12 protein-coding genes are annotated in these 16107 nt (G+C 62.5%); 1 reads left to right on the top strand and 11 read right to left on the bottom strand.

The window, feature by feature from the left end; genetic code table 11:
• Positions 1–65 precede the first annotated feature (65 nt).
• The 11 genes from hisF to JNK74_25475 form a co-directional block, all read right to left on the bottom strand.
• Positions 66–833, bottom strand: a complete 768-nt coding sequence (gene hisF / locus JNK74_25525) for an imidazole glycerol phosphate synthase subunit HisF (GenBank protein MBL7649552.1) — start codon at positions 831–833, stop codon at positions 66–68.
• A gap of 78 nt (positions 834–911) precedes the next feature.
• Complete coding sequence (locus tag JNK74_25520; protein MBL7649551.1) at positions 912–2270, bottom strand: hypothetical protein; 1359 nt, start codon at positions 2268–2270, stop codon at positions 912–914.
• A gap of 237 nt (positions 2271–2507) precedes the next feature.
• On the bottom strand, positions 2508–3851 hold the full coding sequence (gene accC, locus JNK74_25515; protein MBL7649550.1) for an acetyl-CoA carboxylase biotin carboxylase subunit: 1344 nt from the start codon (positions 3849–3851) through the stop codon (positions 2508–2510).
• Positions 3852–3873: 22 nt separating this feature from the next.
• Positions 3874–4353 (bottom strand): acetyl-CoA carboxylase biotin carboxyl carrier protein, encoded by a 480-nt coding sequence (locus tag JNK74_25510; GenBank protein MBL7649549.1) that lies wholly within the window; start codon positions 4351–4353, stop codon positions 3874–3876.
• Positions 4354–4434: 81 nt separating this feature from the next.
• Positions 4435–5001: an elongation factor P gene (gene efp, locus JNK74_25505; protein MBL7649548.1), complete on the bottom strand. Its 567-nt coding sequence runs from the start codon at positions 4999–5001 to the stop codon at positions 4435–4437.
• Positions 4998–6071: an aminopeptidase P family protein gene (locus tag JNK74_25500; GenBank protein MBL7649547.1), complete on the bottom strand. Its 1074-nt coding sequence runs from the start codon at positions 6069–6071 to the stop codon at positions 4998–5000. The genes efp and JNK74_25500 overlap by 4 nt, the downstream gene beginning before the upstream one ends.
• A gap of 202 nt (positions 6072–6273) precedes the next feature.
• Complete coding sequence (locus tag JNK74_25495) at positions 6274–9051, bottom strand: O-antigen ligase family protein (protein MBL7649546.1); 2778 nt, start codon at positions 9049–9051, stop codon at positions 6274–6276.
• On the bottom strand, positions 9048–10133 hold the full coding sequence (locus JNK74_25490; GenBank protein ID MBL7649545.1) for an undecaprenyl/decaprenyl-phosphate alpha-N-acetylglucosaminyl 1-phosphate transferase: 1086 nt from the start codon (positions 10131–10133) through the stop codon (positions 9048–9050). The genes JNK74_25495 and JNK74_25490 overlap by 4 nt, the downstream gene beginning before the upstream one ends.
• Positions 10134–11246: a glycosyltransferase gene (locus JNK74_25485; GenBank protein MBL7649544.1), complete on the bottom strand. Its 1113-nt coding sequence runs from the start codon at positions 11244–11246 to the stop codon at positions 10134–10136.
• Between the two features lie 360 nt (positions 11247–11606).
• The gene (locus tag JNK74_25480) at positions 11607–12146 is read right to left on the bottom strand and encodes a pentapeptide repeat-containing protein (protein MBL7649543.1); all 540 of its coding nucleotides are present in this window, start codon (positions 12144–12146) and stop codon (positions 11607–11609) included.
• A gap of 73 nt (positions 12147–12219) precedes the next feature.
• Complete coding sequence (locus JNK74_25475; protein ID MBL7649542.1) at positions 12220–12939, bottom strand: metallophosphoesterase; 720 nt, start codon at positions 12937–12939, stop codon at positions 12220–12222.
• A 212-nt stretch (positions 12940–13151) separates the two neighbouring features.
• Between JNK74_25475 and JNK74_25470 the strand changes: the two genes are divergently transcribed.
• On the top strand, positions 13152–15431 hold the full coding sequence (locus tag JNK74_25470) for a VCBS repeat-containing protein (GenBank protein ID MBL7649541.1): 2280 nt from the start codon (positions 13152–13154) through the stop codon (positions 15429–15431).
• The last annotated feature ends 676 nt before the right edge of the window (positions 15432–16107 follow it).

Genomic DNA, 16107 nt, shown 5'->3' with positions numbered 1-16107 from the left:
GGGTCACCCCGAACCCGAAGTGCGGCGCTCCGCCCCCTACCCGGACTCCGCGCCGTCGTATAACATCAGGAACGCACAGCCACGCCGTGTTTTGCGAGATAGTCTCGCGCTTCCTGGATGGTGTGCTCGCGAAAATGGAAAATGGACGCGGCCAGGGCGGCATCGGCTTTGCCCTCCACCAGCGCGGCGCGGAGGTGCTCCAGATTGCCCGCTCCGCCGCTGGCGATGACGGGAATGCCCACGGCTTCGGCCACGGCGCGGGTCATGGCGATATCGTAGCCATTGCGCGTGCCGTCGGCGTCCATACAGGTGAGGAGGATCTCCCCCGCCCCCCGGGATTCCACTTCCTTTGCCCAGGCGATGGGCTCAAGTGCCGTGGCCCTCCCCCCTTCCCGGCCGCCGTGGCTCTTCACGATATAGGAGCCGTCTTCGAGCTTCTTCGCGTCGATAGCGACCACGATGCACTGGGAACCAAAGCGCGAGGATGCCTGATTCACGAAATCGGGATCCTGAATGGCCGGGGTGTTGATGGAGACCTTGTCCGCACCGGCTTCAAGCAACCGTCGGATGTCTTCCAGGGTACGGATGCCGCCGCCGACGCAGAGGGGCATGAAGACCTCTTCCGAGGTCCGCGAAACAACGTCCAGCATGGTGTTCCGGTTGTCCGTCGACGCCTGGATATCGAGGAAAACCAGTTCGTCGGCCCCTTCTTCGTCATAGCGACGGGCAATCTCAACCGGGTCGCCCGCATCGCGCAGACCGAGAAACTGAACCCCTTTGACGACGCGGCCATCGGCCACATCGAGACAGGGAATGATACGTTTAGCTAGCATTTGGGTACCTTGATACATTCAACTTGAGCATGACCAACAATCGGTGCGACTTCGTCAAGGGCTCTTCAAGGGGCCTGCTTAATTAAACCAGCCCCAGCGCTTCTTTTCCTGGCCCGCATTGTTCGGGTCGTCGTCGCCCTCGGGAATGGTCACGTCGCCGGTATGCTCGTCGCCGCCTTCAACCGGGGAATCGTCGCCTGATGCTTCGGTGGCCGATTCATCCGCATGCGCTTCCTGGAAGGGCGTGGCGTCCTCGGCGGCAACCTCGGTCTCCTCCGCATGGGCGAGCGTGCCGCCATAGGCCGGATCATCGTCCAGAGCGCCTTCGACGGCCTCATCCGCATTGCCCGAAGTCACCTCGGAACGATAGGGCGCCTCTTCTTCCTCGTCGCTTTCCACCTCGGCATAATGCACATCGGTGTCGTGCGTAAGGGGCTCGTCCAGCACGTCCATCTCCAGCGGGGCTACCGCGCCCTGGGACGCGCCCCCGGAGAAGGCCGGTTCATCCGACGGGGCGGTGGGGCTCACCGCCTCCGGAGACTCCCCCAGGCTTTCCTCTTCCACCTCCGTGTGAAAAGGGGCCACTTCCACCGGCGCGGGCTTGCTCACCTGGAGCGGCTCCAGCAACTCGGAGCGGGCCGCAGCCTGGTTGGAAACTTCATGGAGCGTGTCCACCGCGCTGGTATCCATGGCGTCGGCGTTGCCATCTTCGAGCTCCTGCTCGATGGGCCCGCTGCCGATGGGCTCGCGCGGGCCGGACAAGGTCAGGGGTGCGGGGGGCGCTTCAAGCAATTCCACCGGCGCGCTGTGGCTCAGGCTCTCCTTGCGGATGGCCTGGCTGGACTTTTTGGTATTCACGACAATACCGGTGACCTTCAGCTCGATCGTGGCCAGATCTTCGATGCCCAGATGCTTGGAAGCGGTCTCAGCGATGTAGTCCGTCACCAGACTTGCCAGTGCGCGGGCATTCTGGCCGGGTCGCTGCAACAACACCACTTCGGCGCGGATAAGCGCGCGGCGACCACCGTCCTGCGGGTCCACCTTCACATTGATTCGCTTCACCTCGGGCATGCGCGCGAGCACGTGATTCAAGGATTGCTCCACGGTATCAAGCTGGATCTGCACTTCGCCGTGGGGGCCGGTATAGCTGATTTTCTTGGGCTTGCGCCACTTCCGCGACTTGGGCGAGAAGCCATAGATGCCGAATACCAGCGCGACGATGGAACCGGTGAACCAGAGCCCCTGAACCGTAAGCACATCTTTGAGAAACGCAAGTTCCTGGGGAAGCTTCGACTGTAAATCGCTGAGAATCACGGGGATCTGATCGAGGTACGGCTTCACCTCGGGGATATCCGCCAGTCCGAGCGCGAAAATGAGCGAGACGCACCCCACGACGGCCACGACCAGACTGAGCAGCTTAAGGATAAAGAGTTTCATGGCGTATGATCCTTCTATATATCCGCGGGAAGCGATGCCTCGCGCGGCAGCGGAACCGGCCTTGGGGCGGTTGGCTTCCGCCCTTCCAGCGAACATCTACACCCGTCAGGGACCCGCGCGGCAACACACCGCCAAGTCCCCGGGCCGCCGCACGCCGATCCTGTGAGGTCCGGCGCCTGGGCGTTTCAAACGGCCCCCTGCACTCTCTCCTTAAGAAACTCGCGACGCGAATACCCCTTAGTTGTGCTTGGGGAGATACTCGTCCAACAGGTCGGGACCCAGGTCACCCCGACGGAAACGGTCGCCCCGGACGATCCGGGCACACAGCTTCGCCGTCGTGCTGACCCCTTCCACAATGAACTCATCCAGAGCGCCGCCTAAACGCTCGATGGCCTGATCGCGGTCTTTCCCCGTGGCGATAACTTTCGCCAGCAGAGAATCATAATAGCGGGGCACTTCGTACCCGGCGAAGAGGTGGGAATCCACCCGGACACCCGGCCCGCCCGGCATATGACAGCTCTTGATCACGCCCGGACTCGGCATGAAGTTACGCTCGGGATCCTCGGCATATACCCGAGCCTCAATCGCATGCCCCGTGACCTTCACGGAGCTGTAACCCAGCGGCTCGCCCGAGGCGACCCGGAGTTGCTCCCGAACCAGATCGAAACCGGTCACCTGCTCGGTCACCGGGTGCTCCACCTGGATACGCGCGTTAAACTCGATAAAATAAAACTGGCCGTTGGGCGCAAGCAGAAACTCCACCGTGCCGGCATTCGTGTAGCCGATGGCCTTCGCCGCCTTCAGCGCCGCCTTGCACATCTTCGCCCGCAGGGAGCTGCTCAACGCCACCGAGGGCGCTTCTTCGATCAGCTTCTGGTGGCGCCGCTGGATACTGCACTCGCGCTCGCCGAAGGTCACGATCCGGCCGTGCTCGTCCGCCAGAATCTGGACTTCCACATGGCGCGCATTATCCACGAACTTTTCCAGATATACGCCGCCGTCGCCAAACGCCGCCTCGGCCTCGTTGGACGCCATGGTGATGGAATGCTTGAGCGTCGCGTCGTTGTGGGCGATACGCATGCCCTTGCCGCCGCCGCCCGCCGCCGCCTTCACCAGCAACGGGTAGCCGATCTTTTTCGCCAGCTCCAGGATCTTGTCCGGATCCTCGATCAGCCCGTCACTGCCGGGCACAATGGGCACGCCCGCCGCCGCCACCGCCTTGCGGCACGCGGCCTTGTCGCCACTCAGTGAAATCGCCTCGGGACTGGGCCCGATGAACTTGATATTGCAATCTTTGCAGATACTTGCAAACTTCGGGCTCTCGGAAAGGAAGCCGTAGCCCGGATGGATACCCTGGGCATCCGTAATCTCGGCCGCCGAGATAATGGCGGGAATATTGAGGTAGCTTTTGCCGGGTTCCGGCGGGCCGATACAGATGCTCTCATCGGCCAGGGCCGCATGGAGCGAGTCTTCGTCGGCGGTCGAGTAGACGGCGATGGAGGTAATCCCCATCTCCCGGCAGGCCCGAATTACGCGGACGGCGATCTCGCCCCGGTTGGCAATCAAAATGCGTCGCAGCATGAAATAGGCTCTTTCGTGGTCGTCAGGACGGTCGGATGGCGAACAGGGGCTGGCCAAACTCGACCGGCTCCCCGTTTTCCACCAGGATGCGTTCCACGATGCCGGCGACCTTGGCCGCGACTTCGTTCATGATCTTCATGGCTTCCACAATGCAGATCGTCTGATCCGCGCTGACGCGATCACCAGGCTCGACAAAGGCAGGCTCGCCGGGGGCCGGGCTGAGGTAGAAGGTGCCCACCATGGGCGAGGTGACCGCCACCAGACCCTGGTCCGCAAGGGACGGCTCCTTGGATTCATTGGCGGAGCCAAAGGGCGTCGAGGGCGCGACCGAAGGTGCGGGCGCGGCCATCGGGGCCTGCATCTGCACCGGCGCGGGCATCGCCACGTACGTCTCGGACTGCTTGGTCAGCCGGATGCGGCGACCTTCCTCTTCGATTTCCAATTCGGACAGCTTGGAGTCTTCCAGCAAGCTGATAAGTTCTTTAAGTTCGTTTAGATCCACGGATCTTCCCTCCGTCTTGGACGGCGTGACGGGCGCGAATGTCGGTTAACGCGGCCCAGTTTCACCAGTGTTGCACCGCGACTACGCGTTGATGCGTTCCAGGTATTTCCCGGTGCGCGTATCCACCTTCACCACGTTTCCTTCTTCCAGAAACAGCGGCACCTGAATGGTCACGCCCGTTTCGAGCGTGGCCGGCTTGGTGCCACCGGAAGAACGGTCGCCCTGGATGCCGGGGTCGGACTTGGTAATGGTCAACTCCACGCTCAGCGGCACCGTCAGCGCAATCGCCTTGCCGTTGTGAAACATGATGACGACGTTCGAGTTCTCTTTGATCCAGTTGGCGTTGTCGCCCACCAGATCGGGGTTGAGCCCCAACTGTTCGTAGGTCTCGGTATGCATGAAATGGTAGAGATCGCCATCGTGGTACAGGTACTGCCACGTTTGGGATTCCACTCGGGCTTCTTCAAATTTCTCGCCGGAACGGTAGGTCTGCTCGATCACCCGGCCGGTCAACAGGTACTTGAACTTGGTGCGGACGAAGGCGGGGCCTTTACCCGGTTTTACGTGCTGGAACTCTACAATTTCCATCAGGCCCTTGTCGCTCTCTACGACCAGACCATTACGAAAATCGGCAGTGCTGATGCTCATCTATTCAATACCTTCAAGTCTTTGGGGAGTTTCGTAAGGATTTCACAACCCGTTTCTGTAACCAATACCAGATCTTCAATTCGCACCCCGCCCTGACCCGGAATATAGATGCCCGGCTCGACCGTGACGGCCATGCCGGGTTGGAGGATCGTATCCGAATGCTGGTTAAGGCGAGGCGCTTCATGGATTTCCAGGCCGACACCGTGGCCCAGCCCATGGCCGAAGTACTTACCGTACCCGGCTTCGCTGATGATGCCCCGCGCAACAGCGTCGGCATCACGACACGAAACGCCCGGCCGAATGGCGCCAAGCGCCGCCAACTGGGCGGTGAGGGTGATTTTATAGATTTCCTCAAACCAATTTCCGGGGATGGTACCGAATACAAACGTTCTAGTCAAGTCAGAGCAGTAGCTTTCGAGGATACAGCCGAGGTCCAGAAGGACAATATCGCCGGATTCCAGGCGCTTTTTCCCCGGCACGCCGTGGGGCAGCGAACTCCGGGAACCAAAAAGCGCAATCGGTGAAAACGACGATCCAAGTGCGCCCCGCTTCTTGAACTCGAACTCAAGATGCGCCACAAACTCCGCTTCGGTGATGCCCTCCTTTAAGAGGGGGAGCACCGACTCCAGGGCCGCCTCCGCCAGGGCGCTGGAAGCCCGAAGTTTGGCCTTCTCCTCTTCCGATTTCACCATGCGGGCCGTCGTTCCCAGCCCCTTCACCGGCACCACCGCCGTGCCCGCCGTCCGCTCCACCGTCATACTTTGATCCAGCGACAGCGTCGAAGGCTCCACCGCAATCCGGCCGACGCCCAACCCTTTAAGTCGTTCCCCGGCAGCCGCTTCCACCCCGCCAGCCACCTCCTCCACCACGAAGCCCCGCACCTGCTCTCCCGCCTGCTCCGTATAACGGAAATCACAGAGGAAGACCGCCTCCGTCGCCGTGATCAACACCGCCGATGTGCTCCCGCGAAAACCCGTGAGGTATTCGTTGGCCGGCGAGAAAAAGCTGACGAAGGCGTCGCAGCCATGGCTTTGCAGTTCTGCGCGAAGCGCGTCAAGCCTTGATTCCATGATGGGCTCTCTTTCGTTGGAATTTACACTGCCGACAGACACCGGAGCACCCGCTGAAAGCGGGCAACACCGGACAACAGCCTCAACATCAAGCACTTACAATTGAGGAAGGAAAAACATTACCGTCGGGCCTGCGCTCGCCAAAGAACAATCGAAAACTGCCCGATCTCGATAGGCCCGTGATCATACGGCCCGGACTCTCCTATTGCAAGCCCAGATCCCATCGGGCCTTCTGAAGACGCTCGCCGTCGCTGCGCAGTGCCGTGGAACGCTGAAGATAGGTCGCCCCCTCCGCCGCCTTTCCAGCGTTCTGATAGGCCTTCCCCAGCGCGGCCAGGGCCTCGGATTCCGCAAAATAGTAGTTCGGCTCCAAATGCCCGAGTTCCGTGGAACGACGAAAATTGCGGAGCGCCTTTTGAAAGTGGTCCAGACTCACCGCCCCCGAAGTCTTCGTCCCGCAACACCATTCCGCCCAGGCCAACATCTGATACATGTCCTTGTGCATCGGGCTCCGCCGGACCGCCTCCTCGGACCAGTTAAGCATGGCCGCGAGCCAGCGCTCCCGGTGATCGGCCGACTCGGGCCCGCTCTGCTCCACCAGCCGCTTGTAAAGTCCGCCGATCAAATACGCCGTCTGGTGATCGTGGGGAAAACGCCGATCCAGCCGCTCCAACTCCGCGATCCAGGCATCAACGCCCGCGATGGCGTGGTTCCGGGCCGCCCAGGGACGCACCATCTGAAAAACCGCTTCGGCGGGCAGCGCCGACTCGGGCGCCAGGGGCACCAGACGCTTCCCCTCGGGATCCGGGGCCAGAATACGCCCTGCTTCAAAGAGCAACCCGCGATCGGCAATCAGGGCAACCGCGTCGCCGATGGGGAGTGTCGGCGGTGGGTCTGGTTTTCCCTGAACCGCCCAGGCCGGACCATCGACAAGAAAAAATATTGCGGCATTGTGGCGCGATTCGTTCATCGAGCGATTGCTCACATTCACAAAGCGTCCACCGTTCATGGAGAGATCCAGCAAGAAGGGGCGCAGCGCCATCCCCGCGGCGAGGGCCGCCAGCAGCAGCAGCGGCGCCGCGACGACGCGGTCACGCACCCTAACCGGCATCGCCTCCGGAGCGGCGTAACTCCAGAACAGGCCCGCAGCCGCAAGCACGTACATGACGAGGGATGGATGGGAAAAATTGATGTCCAGCAAAGAATGGAGCAGAAAAGCCAGTACGCCGCCGAAGAGCCCAAGTAGCAGGCGTCGGCGTGCGGGCCGGGCCTCCGAAAGGATTATTCGCCGACCGCTCCAGAGAAAAACGCCCCAGAACGCCAGGAAAGCGAGCACGCCGGGGAGGCCCGCTTCGCACCAGGTCTGGAGCACGGCGTTGTGCGCGTTCTGGACGTCGCCCGCCCCGAGATACTGATAGGGGCCGTAGGCAATCCGAAAGTTACCCAGGCCCACACCGGTGGCGCTGTGCTCCAGGGCTATCGAACAGGCGACACGCCAGTACCCCAGACGGAGCCGCATGGAACCCGGATCGGCCAGTTCACCGATGGTCACATCCATCCCTTCCCCACTCACGGCCGTCGAGGGCGCGGTCGGGCTGCCCTCGGCCCCCGCCGACCCCGGCGCCAGAATGGGCGCCGCTGTCAGCACCAACACCAGAAGACTCGCAGCGGCGCCCCTCCAGCAGCGAAACCTGCCCACATAAAGGAGCGCGCAGATACACCCTGCGGCGACCAGCGCCAGCATGGCCCCCCGGGAATAGGTGATCCAGAGGGCCCCGCACATCAGGGGCGTAAGCATCAGCGCCCCGACCGCGCCGAGCACCTGACCCGCCCGGGCCAGACCGAATTTTCTCGCACACAGCAGAAATAATGTGGTTGCAATCGCCGAAGTCAGCACGGAAAGATAGACGAGATTCCGCGCGGAGCCAAACCACGGGGTCGCGCCGAGGCCATAGGCCAGCGGAAGCTGCCCGAGCAGGTACAGCGGCACGCAAATCCCCACGAAAAGCGTTACACCGAAGGGCACAATATAGCGCCACTGGTTCAAGGACCTTTGACACCCGCTTCCGGAACCGCGTATCGACGCGACACCGTTCCAGGCACAGGCGAGAGACGCCGGAATCCCCAGAATGAGCAAGGCGGCAAGCGCATTGGGAAATACCATGCTGGCAAAGGCCCGGTTCAGATTGAATCGCCGCGCGAGTTCCGGCGTAAACTCGGTTGCCCCCTTGAACCACTGGGCCAGACGACGGGGATCCTCCTGCAGGTACTCACGCAACCAGGGCAAGACGTACCAAAGGTGCGGAAAGGCGAAGAGGGCCTGTCCCGCCATGCCCGCGAAAAGCCCCATCAACACAACACCCCGGCTGGTCGGGTGGGGCGTCGCATTTATGGCGAGGAAGAGCGTCGTGCCGCAGGCCGCCCAGTGAAGCAGCTCGCGAAAGGTGGCGTCGAATTGGATGGAATTTACCGCCGAGAGCAGACAGCAGGCGTAGAAGATACTGAATAGAGCCAGTGGGACGCCCCCGCGAACGGGCACAGGACTTCGAAATTGCCGCACGGCCCAGATGGCGACGAGTAGCAGCACCGCCCACAGAAAATAGAAATTATCCGTAGGGTAGGTGAAACCATCGAGCCAGGGTCGCAAGGCGAGCACCGCGGCGAGGCCAAGGGACACATGCACATAGCCCGCGCCCGCGATCAGGACAAAACCGGCGATCACCACTGCAATATCCACACTGTGGAGCGACGCGGCCCCGAGCACGGGTTCCATGCGCGCCCCCGCCAGGAGAAGGAGGGCCTTTTTCAAGCCCAGAAGGTCGTTTCCCACCGCCAGAACCGCCAGAATACCGCCCCACGTCGCCACACAGAAAAGTGCGAGGATCGTATTGCGCGGCGAAGCGAAATCATCCGGCCAGAGGGACGGCGCGACAGCTTCATCGACCGGGACAGGACGGAGCGCCGTGTTTCGACGGCTCATGGATCGTCCCTCCCCTTGTCCGTGCCCGCGCGCATCAACAAGACGATGAGCAGGAAGACCCCGACGGTCTGCACGATAACGATGGAGGTCCCCCGGGCATCGAGCAGCGGGAGAAAAGCACCGCCCAGGCCGATGATGGCCGCCACAAGGAGGATGAACTCCACCGCCTGCCGGGGCGACATGCCGAGGTCCACAAGCCGGTGAGAAAAGTGTCGGCGGTCACCCTTCATGAGCGGGGCGCCATTTTTCCATCGAATCAGCAATACGCTGGCCATGTCGAAGAGAGGTACCGCCAGGGCGAGGAGCGGCGCCGCCACCGCGATTCTGGGTGTTCCTTCAACGTGAAAGGTTCCCAATACCGCAATTGTCGCAAGGAAATAGCCGCAGAACATGGCCCCGGCATCGCCCATGTAGATTCGCGCGGGGCTGAGATTGTGGTAGAGGAAACCGGTGGTGGCCCCGGCAAACACCAGGAGCAGAAAGCGCACCAACGGCTCGAAGGGCACCACGCACAGGAAGAAAGACAGGGCCGCGATGATCGAAACCCCGCCGCACAGCCCGTCCATGTTATCCAGGAAATTCATCGCATTGGTCAAAATTACAACCCAGAGGACGGTGGCGAGTCCGGAACTCCACGCGCTGGAGAAGACAAACAACTCAATCCGCACGTCCGCCAGCACCAGCAGCAGGCCTGCGAGGACTTGTCCGCCCAGCTTGGCCCAGGGGTTCAGGGCCCGCCAGTCATCAACGAGCCCGAGGAGGAAGATCACGAGACCGCCGGCCAGGATCCCCGTGAGCTTGCCCATGCTGCCCTGGCCCAGCGCCGTGGCGAGCACCCGCTCGAAATCGTCCAGCCCGATTCGCTCCAGAGGAAGCAGCACCAGGGCATGGCCGGCCACAACGAGATAGAAGGCCGCCACAATCGCCACACCACCCAGAAGGGGCACCGCCTCCACCTGCGCTTTGCGCTCGCCGGGATGATCCAGGATCCGCCAGCGCAGCGCCAGCTTCCGCACCACGGCGGTGAGCCCGACGGCGATCAGCGCGGAAATGATGAACGTATAGGCGTAGGCCGAGTACATCTATTGGCGGTCCGCCAGGGCTTCCCGGTACAGCGCGAATTCCTGTTCCGCCAGAATGGCCGCATCAAATTCCCGCCGGACGCGCGCGGCGGCAAAGGCCCCCATTTCCGCACGCTCCCTGGAATCCGACAGAAGGCGGTTTATCGCGGCGGCCAGGGCCGAAGCATCTCGCGGTGGAACGTTCAATCCGGTTTTCCCATGGGCGTTGACAAACTCCACCCCCGTCCCAAGCGCCGTAGCCACCACCGGCTTTCCGCAACAATGGGCCTCCAGGATGGACATGCCGAATGCCTCGCTGCGCGCTATGGACGGAAATGCGAGCAGTTCGCAGGCGTGCAGGTGCTCGACCAACTCGTCGCGGGTCAGGTGGCCGGGGAAGTGTACCGGCACGCCCATGGAACGGGCAAGCTCGCGTACCGACTTCCCCTCCGGACCGTCACCGGCGATCACAACCGGAGCCGCAATGTCCCGCGCGGCCTCCACGAGCCAGGGCAATCCCTTGTAGTAGCGGTGTCGCCCGGTAAAGAGCACGAAAGGCCCGCCGTAGCGCGCCCGAAGGGTCTCAACGCGCTCCGGAGCGGGGGACCCGAATTCTTCCGGCACGACCCCAAGCGGAACCACCCGGCATTTCTCCCGGAAGGGCGCGAGCGCCTCGGATGTATCGCGATACGGCGCGGACGTTGGAAGAATTACCGCCGCACGCCGGAGGAAGCACTGCTGAATGGGCCGGTACACCCGCATGGCCCCCGCCTGCCGCACGATGTCGCTGTGATACCGAACCACCAGTACGCCCCGGGGGGATGCGAGCAGCCAGCCGATCTCCGCCGTGGGATTGGGCAGATGCAGCACAACCACATCGGCATCGGCCCGCCGGAGGTACCACGGGAAGAAGAGAGAAAAGGGCGCACTTTGGAAGCGGCCCAGCTCCCCCACCTCGGTCACCATCGTCCCATCGCGCAAAACCCGCCGCGTAGACAGACCCCGACCGCAGGTGAGCGCCTCCACCTCGGCCCATTGACGCTGAAAGCGGCACGTCAGGGCCATATGGCCTTCGATCCCGCCACTGACGGGCGGGTCGAAATCTTTGTATACGTGGAGTATCTTCAAGGGCACCGCATGATCGAAAATCGGACACATTGCGCCGGTGCGCGGCCGGCGGTCACGTCACCCCATGGCCTGGCGCACGCCCGCATCAAGCCCGCGCCATCACTGTTACAGGATCTTTCAGGTTTCTGCACAAAATATTCATACAATCCGGGCATAATCGGCCCGTCGAAGCCGGTCGGGCGCTACGCATCATCTCATCCGTCCCTCCGTGGACTAGGGCGCGTTTGGCCCTGCGCCCCGGCGCGGCATGTTTCATTGCACAGCGGGCGAACTGTCCCATACCCCGGACAGCCTTCGCTAATTTGGGGTATGGACACTGGGCGCGGTTCTTTCCGCTTCGGCGGATCGAACCCGCGCCCGGTATTCTCAGCGAATAACCTGAGACATGTCCAGCTCGGACAGATCCACGTTCCCCATTTTCGCGCCGTGAAGGGTCGTGCCGTTCAGCGTTGCCGCGGGCAATTTGCCGAAATAGCGCATCCAGAGTCGAGCACTGGTCAGGTCCGCCAGCGTAAAGTCCGCTTTGGAAAGGTCGGCGCCACTCAAATTAGCGCCCCGCAGTATCGCCCGATTCAGGTCGGCCCCGCGCAAATTGGCGCAAAAGATATTCGCGTCCGACAGGTCTGCGCCGACCAGCCGCGTGCCGGAAAAGTTCACCCGGCTCAGATTGGCCTTCACCAATATCGCCCCGCTCAAGTCCGAAAGACTGAAATCGGCGTTCGTGCATTCGCAGCGGGTGAGATTCGCCCCGGCCAGACTGATCTTCCTGAAGTTGATGCCCCGAAGCAGCTTGCCCTCAAGCGCCACCCCCTTCAGATCGGGCACTTCCTCCGGATTTTCCATCCGCCAACTGTTCCAGGCGCCGACGCCCGACTCCAGCAATGCTTCGATCGCTGCACTCGCCATTCAATTCGTCCTTCTACCGTTCACGGCTGCTCTGCCCAACTGCGATTCCGATGGGGCCCGCCCATCCGCTCCGTCAACCCGTTTCCGCCAGCTCCAGCCGGAGCAGGCTGAAATCCATGCCCCGCATCGGCGCGCCGCCATTGTGAAAGGTCACGCCGCCGTAATACTCGGCATCCACCGCCACATGGGTATGGCCGAAGTACACCGTGTCCACACCATGAGGCGTGCCGTGGCCGATATCATGGATATATTCATGGACCCGCTTCAAGGTGCGCTGCGGCGGGTGAACCAACCGCGAAATCGCGATGTGCGCCCCAGCCTTGAAGGCGGCGTCGTATACCCGATTCTTGACCCGGCCCTGCTTCTTGTGATGAAGCCAGCTCGACCGGTACGCCTCGAGCTGGGCATGGCTCATCTTTCGCGTGGCCATGTCCCCATGGAGAAACAGCGTGCTCCCCACGCGGAGATAGTAGGGATGCCAGGTCAGATTCGGCGTCCGGCGGGCCAGATCGGAAAGGGCGTCGATAAAGCCCTGCACATGGTCGTGATTACCAAGATTGACGTGAAAGCGGCAGGCGGGATATCGGGCGGCGAGTTCAGCCAGAAACTCGATGGCCTTTTCCACGGTCTGGTCCACGCTCTTGAGCATGGTCCATTTGAAATCGAAGGTGTCGCCGTTGAACACAAACAGGTCCGACTCCGCCGCAGCCTCGTAAATCTCGGGAAGATGGGACTGCCAGTTGGAACGCTTGCAGTACATGTGCAAGTCTGAAACGACGCATACCGACTTCATGCCCGTCCTTTCCTTCACGTGAACCGGAACTGCTACGGCGCAAGTGTATCACACGCGCACCCGCACGTGCCTGAATCCACCCACCCCCTGACACAATTCCTCGCCCCGCTTGTATGCTCTGTGCAATACTCTGTCCTCCGGGCCCGGTGCGCACCTGAACGCGCTCCGGGCGATAACCAGCAGACCCAGCGGCAACACGAGGTGTACCAATAATGAAGCGCAAAGCCGAACTTCCCTGGCGGGGCCTCCCACTCCTGTCTCTCTTCCTTCTGGGCTCCCTGCTTTCCGGCTGTCCCGACCCGGATCCCGATCCCGACCCCGACCCCGATCCGGAGCCGGTCCCCGCCGTTGGCTTTCTGGTGCCCCAGCGCCTCGCCACGGATGAGGCCCCGGAGGCCGTCGCGATCGCCCTGATCAACAACGACGCCTTTCCGGACCTGGTAACCGCCAATCGCGCCGACAATACCCTGACGAGCTGGATCGCCGATGGCGCCGATGGCTTCACCACGGGACAGCGCCTCCTCACACGGGCCACCGAACCTCGGGCCGTGGCCCTCGGCGATCTCGATGAGGACGGAAATGTGGATATCGTCTCCGCGAACTCCGGAAGCAACAACTTGTCCGTGCTGTACGGGGCCGGCAACGGCACCTTTTCCACGGCGGAATTACTAGCCCTGGCCGACGGCGCCGAACCCCGCGATGTGGCGATACTCGACGTGAACGAGGACGGGCACCTGGACCTCGTGTCCGCCAACAGCGGACTCGCCAGCATATCGGTGCTCACCGGCGACGGCGCGCGCGCCTTTGCCGCCCCGCTGAACCTGAGCACCGGAGACGGCCCCCGAGCCCTGCTGGTCGCGGATGTAAATAACGATACCCGGGCGGACCTGATCTGCACGGACCGGGACGACAACGCGCTCTCCCTGTTCATCAACGAGGCCGACGGCAATTTTAGGACCCGCCTCTCCCTGCCCACGGGGCAAACGCCCCGCATGACCCTCGCGAAAGATCTGGACAACGACGGCTGGCTCGACCTGGTCGTCAGCAATCCCGGTTCTTCCAATATCGCGGTCCATATCGGGGCCGGGAATGGCGCATTCGACACCGCGGTATTCGTTCCAACCAAGTCCCATCCCACCCGAATCGCCCTCGGCGACTTCACCGGCGACGGCGAAGACGACGTGCTTGCCATTCTCTTCGATGACCTCGATGACACCCTGTCTTCCGGCGAAATCCAGTGCCTCGCGGGCGATGGCGAGGGAGACTTCGAGCCCTTCGATCTTTACTACGCCGGCCCCGGCGTCGTGGCCCTCGCCGCCGGCGACCTGGACCGCGATGGCAAGCTCGATGTGGCCGCCTGCAACGTGGATCAGGATAGACTCCTCATCGCCGCCGGATCCTCCAACAACGGCCTGGCCATGGAACGGCGCTTCGCCACTGGAGAACGCCCCCGCATGATCGCAACGGCGGACTTCAACCGCGACGGCGATCCGGACGTCGCCGTGGCCAACCTCGACAGCGCGAACATCTCCATCCTGCTGGGCGACGGCAAGGGCGCATTCGGCGAGAGTACCGAGATCTCCGCAGGGGGGCCCGCACGCGCCCTGGCGACCGCCGACTTCAACGGCGACAACCGCGCCGACCTCGCCGTCACCAACTTGGAGCAAAGCCGGGTCGCCGTGTTTATCGGACAGGGCGACGGCGACTTCGACGCCCCCCAATTCTACTCCGTTCGTGAAGGTGACTCAGCGGGCACTGCCGAACCGCGTTCGCTGGCCGTGGCGGATTTAGATGAAGATGGCAACCTCGACCTCGTGACCGGCAACGCCGCCCGGGACAGTGTGGCCGTGCTCCTCGGCGATGGCGAGGGCGCTTTCGGCGAGGCAACCGAGTTTGACGCCGGCAATTTCCCCTTGGATGTCCATCTGGTGGACCTCGACGAGAATGGCAACCTCGATCTCGTCCTCGTCAATGGAATCGATGAAGACGGCGACGGCGCTCCCATCTCCGCCCTTCGCATAATCCCCGGAAAAGGGGACGGGACCTTCGACGTGGCCAACGATGTGGGTTACGTGACCGGCCTCGGCCCGAACAGCGTGGCCGTGGCCGATTGGGACAGCGATGGCGATCTGGACGCCGCAACCTGCCACAACAGCCTCGACAATCTGCAGTTGTTTTCCGGGCGCGGCGACGGGGCCTTCAGCGCCGGGGGGCTCCTCGCCGCCGGCGACGCCCCCAATGCCGCCGGGGCAGCCGATTTCAATGAGGATGGCCAGCCCGACCTCTTTTCCACAAATGACAACGGACGGATCACCATTCGGCTCAGCCGCCAGGGATTGCTCTTCGAAAGCGCGATCTCGGTCTCCGTCGGCACCCGCCCGATCCAGGCGCTCGCCGTAGACATCAACGACGATGACCACATCGATATTGTTGTACCCAATCGTGACACCGACAATATTTCCGTGCTGCTCGGCACGGGCCCGGCGGACTAGCCGTGGAAAGGGGCGGCGGCGCGCCGCCCCTTTCCCAAAATTTCCTTTGCAAAATCACTGCTTGGTGGTATACTGCAATTGGACTCGGGAACAAGGTTCCAGGCGACCAGGTGAACGGCCCGCGCCAGGGTTTACCGGCGGCCAATCGCCGGTACTGGCACCGCGGGAACCCGCGAGCGCCTGAGTCCACACTGCGGTGAGCGCGATGCGCACGCCCGCACAAAAGGTCTGGCCGGACACCAGCCCTGCGGACGCTGTCCCGCGAATGCCGCTGCGAATACGGTGGAAGCAGTTATCAAAAAGCGTTGTGCGCCGTGTCCTCAAAACAGGACGATAAGTGGCCATGTGTAGAGCCCAAACCCCAATGCGCAGATAACGCTGCTACTCCCACCCCAAGGTAAAGCGGAAGTTGCGTAGCGAGAGTGCTTTGTAAGGATCCCAAACAGGATCGATACGGGCCATGTGTAGCGCCCAGACCTTACCAGCGAAGCCATTTCGACGCCGCTTCCGCCTTTCTCTTTTTCTCCCCTCCTGGTGACCTCTGAGTGTGCCCGGTCCGCACCATCCGTTGATGGGTGGTATGGGTCGTATGGGTGGTATGGGTCGTATGGGTCCTTTGGGCCCTTTGGGTCCTTTGGGTCCTTTGGGTCCTTTGGGTCCTTTGGGTCCTTTGGGT

This window comes from Candidatus Hydrogenedentota bacterium, from assembly GCA_016791475.1.
Classification (GTDB): domain Bacteria; phylum Hydrogenedentota; class Hydrogenedentia; order Hydrogenedentales; family JAEUWI01; genus JAEUWI01.
Note: the sequence above shows the minus strand (reverse complement) of the source record. Positions and strands in the feature narration are given on the sequence as shown.